The sequence below is a fragment of the Pseudomonas baetica genome, from assembly GCF_051216495.1.
Classification (GTDB): domain Bacteria; phylum Pseudomonadota; class Gammaproteobacteria; order Pseudomonadales; family Pseudomonadaceae; genus Aquipseudomonas; species Aquipseudomonas baetica_B.
The window spans coordinates 1-4776 of sequence record NZ_JBPKAM010000203.1; the positions used below are offsets into that span (position 1 = coordinate 1).

6 protein-coding genes are annotated in these 4776 nt (G+C 62.9%); 1 reads left to right on the forward strand and 5 read right to left on the reverse strand.

The annotated features are described in order from the left end of the window. Nucleotides 1-103: 103 nt before the first annotated feature. Genes ACSFE6_RS31000 through ACSFE6_RS31015 form a run of 4 tightly spaced genes read right to left on the reverse strand, consistent with a single transcriptional unit; the run spans nucleotide 104 to nucleotide 2965 of the window. Nucleotides 104-379 carry a DUF971 domain-containing protein gene (locus ACSFE6_RS31000; protein ID WP_435431180.1) on the reverse strand — a complete coding sequence of 92 codons (276 nt, stop codon included), beginning with the start codon at nucleotides 377-379 and terminating at the stop codon, nucleotides 104-106. Then, complete coding sequence (locus tag ACSFE6_RS31005; protein ID WP_435431181.1) at nucleotides 376-1338, reverse strand: HEAT repeat domain-containing protein; 963 nt, start codon at nucleotides 1336-1338, stop codon at nucleotides 376-378. The genes ACSFE6_RS31000 and ACSFE6_RS31005 overlap by 4 nt, the downstream gene beginning before the upstream one ends. Beyond that, nucleotides 1335-2183 (reverse strand): ABC transporter ATP-binding protein, encoded by an 849-nt coding sequence (locus ACSFE6_RS31010; protein WP_435431182.1) that lies wholly within the window; start codon nucleotides 2181-2183, stop codon nucleotides 1335-1337. The genes ACSFE6_RS31005 and ACSFE6_RS31010 overlap by 4 nt, the downstream gene beginning before the upstream one ends. Continuing rightward, the gene (locus tag ACSFE6_RS31015) at nucleotides 2183-2965 is read right to left on the reverse strand and encodes an ABC transporter permease (protein ID WP_435431183.1); all 783 of its coding nucleotides are present in this window, start codon (nucleotides 2963-2965) and stop codon (nucleotides 2183-2185) included. The genes ACSFE6_RS31010 and ACSFE6_RS31015 overlap by 1 nt, the downstream gene beginning before the upstream one ends. 38 nt (nucleotides 2966-3003) lie before the next feature. On the opposite strand from ACSFE6_RS31015, the gene ACSFE6_RS31020 reads away from it, so the two are divergent. Further along, the gene (locus tag ACSFE6_RS31020) at nucleotides 3004-3132 is read left to right on the forward strand and encodes a hypothetical protein (RefSeq protein WP_435431184.1); all 129 of its coding nucleotides are present in this window, start codon (nucleotides 3004-3006) and stop codon (nucleotides 3130-3132) included. Here the strand turns inward: ACSFE6_RS31020 and ACSFE6_RS31025 are convergent. Further along, nucleotides 3129-4535, reverse strand: coding sequence for an ABC transporter substrate-binding protein (locus ACSFE6_RS31025; RefSeq protein WP_435431185.1), 1407 nt, complete (start codon nucleotides 4533-4535; stop codon nucleotides 3129-3131). The two genes, ACSFE6_RS31020 and ACSFE6_RS31025, sit on opposite strands and share 4 nt — an antisense overlap. Nucleotides 4536-4776: the final 241 nt, after the last annotated feature.

A 4776-nucleotide genomic window follows, 5' to 3' on the forward strand; every position in this document is an offset into this window, starting at 1 on the left:
AGGAATGAGCATTTTTACGATGGCTTGAAATCCCCTTTTGGTTGTCGGGTCCCTATTTTTGTGTTTTCCCCCCCCCCCCCCCCCCCCCGCTCCTACAAAGGGTTCATGTCAGGCCAGAGAGGTAAGTCCACGGGTAAATCCCGCGTTCATGCCCGTCGCTAAACACCAACTGCACGCCATAACCCTGCGAGGTCAATTCGATGACTTGAACCCGCTCATCAACCATCGGCGCCATCCACCGCAATCGAAACGCCCGACACTGCGAGCACGGGCACTGCCGACGCAACTCGGCATGACCCAACACCTGTTCGCGCCCGTCTGGCCACTTCAGGCGCAGCTGCCGTTGGCTGCGTGAATTACCCACTGCCACCGGGTTCATTGCAGTTGGCTCAGGGCAATGCGCACGGCCTTGCGCACTTCCGGATCGCCGTCATCCTGCGCGACCAGCAACGGCGCGATGGCTTCTTTATCGTTCAACTCACCGAGTGCCAGGGCGGCTTCCTTGCGCAGGTTGCTGATGCGATGGCCGAGGGTTTCGATCAGCGGATCGAGGGCCGGAGTGAAGCGTAGACGGCCAAGGCTGCGGGTGGCGCGCAGGCGCACTTGCCAGTAGTCGTCGCTCAGGGCTTCGATCAAGGCGGAGCCGGCGTCAGCGTGGCCGACTTTGCCCAAGGTCGTGGCGGCTTCTTCGCGCACTTGCCAGGCCTGATCCCGCAAGGCCTGGCGCAACGCCGGCAACACCTGCGCATCGGAGGCCAGGCCCAGCGCCCCGGTCGCGGCACGACGGACTTCGGTGTCCGGGTCAGCGCTGGCCAATCGGGCCAAGGCCGGCAAGGCATCGAGTTGCTTGAGCCAGCCCAGCACACCGACCGCCTCACGGCGGACATTGGCATCCGTGTCGTTCAATGCCCGCAATGCCGTCGGCGCCGCCTCGGCAAAACGCACTTCGCGCAAGGCCCGGAATGCCGCGATGCGAACGCCGGTGTCGACATGCCCGGTCCACGGCAGAATCACCCTCCCCGCCGCTTCACTTTTGAGCAGGCTGAGACTTTGCGCAGCGGCGGCCCGCACCGCTTCAGCAGGATCGGTCAGGGCCTGGCACAGCGCCTCGACCACCGGCGTGTCCTCCCAGGCTTCCAGCAACCGCGCGGCTTCGGCGCGGACCTCTTCATTCGGGTCTTCAGCCAGCCGATTGACCAGCCACAGCAGGCCGTCGGGCTCTTCCAGGTCGGCCAGTTCGATCAGGGCAATACGGCGCACGCCGGCATCCTCATCGGTCAGGCGTGGTTGCAGGGTAAGAATGTCGTCGTTATCGGTTACATCGAAGAGTGAGGTCATAGGGCAAACCGCGGCAGTTTGTTTTCTGTGGGAAGTCCGAGAGGGTTCAGGCGTGGCAGCTGCCGACCCTCTTCGTGACGCAGTAGCTCGAGGCAGTGACGCTTCAAGCGGGCAAATTCGTGGCTCGTCACCAGCTCGGTGGTGCGGGGCCGGGGGAAATCCAGGTGCAGGTCTTCAATGATCCGCCCGGGACGCGGGCTCATGACCAGCAAGCGATCGGCAAGGAACAAGGCTTCGTCGATGTCATGGGTGACAAACACCACGGTGGTGCGGATGCGCGTCCAGATATCCAGCAACAGCTCCTGCATGTTCAACCGGGTCAAGGCATCCAGGGCGCCAAAAGGCTCGTCCATCAGCAACAACCGTGGGCGATTGACCAGCACCCGGGCGATTTCCACCCGCTGCTGCATGCCACCGGACAGTTGATCCGGCCAGCGTTCGGCAAAGCCCTCCAGGCCCACCAGCGCGAGGATTTCATCGGCGGCCTTGAGCCGCTCAGCCTTGCCGATGCCGCGCATTTTCAGGCCGAAGGCGACGTTGTCGCGCACCGTGCGCCAGGGAAACAGCGTGTGCTGCTGGAACACCATGCCCCGTTGCGGTGACGGCCCTGCGACCGCTGCGCCATCGACCTTGAGGCTGCCGATACGCGGTTGCAGATGACCGGCTAGCGCGCCGAGCAAGGTGGATTTGCCGCAACCGGACGGCCCGAGCATGCACACGAACTGGCCCGGTTCGATCTGGCAATCGAGGCCCTGCACGGCTTCAAAGGCCGCGCGGCCCTCGCCCAGGCTGATCGACACACCGCGAATATCGATACGCCCTTCAGGCTGTTGAAACATGCTCATCAGGCTTTTCCCCGCGGTCGGTGCCAGGGCGTGAACAACCCGCCGAGGCGCTTGATCAACAGACTGCTGCCCATTCCGAGTACGCCGATCAGCAACATGCCGACCACGATGTCGGGGTAGTTCTGGATGGTGTAGGACTCCCAGGTGTAATAGCCGATGCCGAACTGGCCGGAGATCATTTCCGCCGTGACCAGGCAGAACCACGAGGTACCCATGCCGATGGCCAGGCCGGTGATGATGCTCGGCGCGGCGCCGGGCAGAATCACTTCCAGCAGCATCGCCCGGCGCCCTGCTCCAAGGCTTTTTGCCGAAGCGATCAGTCGCGGATCGACAGCTTCGACACCGTGCACGGTGTTGAGCAGGATCGGGAACAAAGCACCGGTGAAGGTGATGAACACCATCGACAACTCCGACGACGGAAACATCAGGATCGCCAGCGGAATCCAGGCCACGGCCGGGATCGGGCGCAGCACTTCCAGCGGTGGCAGCAACAGGTCTTCGGCCCATTTCGAGCGACCGATGGCCAGGCCCAATGCGATGCCGATGACCAGCGCCGCGAGGTAACCGGCGAACACCCGGCCGAGGCTGCTGCTCAGGTGCTGAGCCAACTTGCCGGAGTCGCCCAGGCCCAGCGCCGCTTCGATGACGGCCAGTGGGGTGGGCACGTTGGCGAAGGTCACCAGGCCCAGGTTCCAGTGGTGGCTGGCGGCGAGTTGCCAGAACAACAGGCAGAACAGTAGTGAGGTGGCTCGGGGGAGCCAGCGTAAAAATGATCCGTACACAATTCTTCCTCTCAACCGAGCCCCCTGTAGGAGCGAGCATGTCGAAGCGTCGAACCGTCGCGATGGTCGTCAACGATAACGCTGGCAACCTGATGCCCCGAGTCGCTCTCGGGTTCATCGCGAGCATGCTCGCTCCTACAGGGTGGGTTGCGGTGTTCTGGGGTTAGCGGACGGCTACGGCCTGAGTGGTGGCATCGTTGAAGTCGAACACCTTGCCACCCTGGGCGGACGCAAATTGCTGGGCCTGGCCTTTCAACAGGAAAGCGCTGAGCCGCCCTTTCGCATCGCTGGCAAACCACGCCTGATCCGCCAGCAACTTGATCCCGCTATCGCTCGCCTGGGCATACACCGCGCGGATGTTCTTGCCTTCCTGCTTGAGGCTGGCCAGCGCCGTGAACGCCGCTTCCGCCGTGGCGTATTGACGGACCTTGGGCTCGCCGCGCACCCAGATTTCCGCCACGTGGCTGAAATCGCTGATGGCTTTGCCCGTCGAGGCATCCACCGCCTTGAGCGGCGTCTGCGCGTAGTTAGCCAACTGCGCCGTGTAGTCCAGGTTCGACGCCTTGAATGCGGTGCGGATGTACTGGTCGTCGATGAAGGTGTTCAGGTCGAGACCGCGATCGGCTTTCTTCAACAACTTGAGGGTGTCGATGGCAGTACCGACGGCCTGGCGGTATTCCGGTTTCCAGGTCAGGTCGCGGGTCTGCACGCCCAGCGGGCCGTGGAACAGGTAGTTGACCTCGGCATCGACCCCGGTGACTTTGGCGATCAGTTCGCTGTACTTCTCAGGCTCGGCGGCGAGCAACTGGTTGGCTTCGATACTGGCCCGCAGGTAGGCGACGACAATCTCCGGGTACTTTTTCGCGTAGCTTTGATCGACCAGCGCCCCGTGGAAAGTCGGCGCGCCGGCCTGGGAGCCGTCGTAGATCTTGCGCGCGAAGCCACGGCTCGGGAACAGCTCGGCGAACGGCACGAAGTCGGCGTGGGCGTCGATCTTGCCGGCCTGCAGCGCGGAGCCTGCGACCTCCGGCGGCTGGGCGATGATGTTCACATCTTTCAACGGATCCCAGCCCTGAGCCGCCACGGCCCGAAGCAACATGCCATGGGCGGTGGAGGCGAACGGCACGGAAATGGTCTTGCCCTTCAACTCCGCCAGCGACTGCACACCCGAGGCGCTCGGTACCACAATGCCGTTGCCGCTGCCCTTGGTACTGCCCGATAACACGCTGATGAACAGGCTGTGCTTGCCCGCCGTTTCGAACGCCACGCCGTTGAAGGATCCGGGGAAATCGGCCATGGCGCCGAAGTCGAGCTTGCCGGCGACCATCTCGTTGGTCAGCGGTGCGCCGCTGGTGAAGTTCTTCCACTGCACCTCGTATGTGGCGTCCTTGTACTGGCCGTCGTGGGGCAGGTATTTGTCCAACAGACCCAGCTCGCGAATCAACAGCCCGCCGGCGGCGCAGTTGATGGTGGTGTCCTGGGTGCCGATGGCGATGCGGATGGTTTCGGCTTGCGCCGACAGGGTGAACGAAGCCAGTACCAGACCGGCGAAGGCTGCACGCAGTAGCATGATGAATCCCCTCGAATCATTTATAGGATGTTCGTCTCCGCCACGATCAGGGCGTGGTGGGAAACGAGGGGTGTTTGAAACAGGCGTCCGGTGTCGCCGGATGGCTTTTTTTATTGCCTGTGCTGGTCTCATCGCTGGCAAGCCAGCTCCCACAGGTTTTATGGTGTTGGTGAAATCTTCATCCCACTATAAATCCCAGTGGGAGCTGGCTTGCCAGCGATAGCGTCCTGTCCGTCAACAC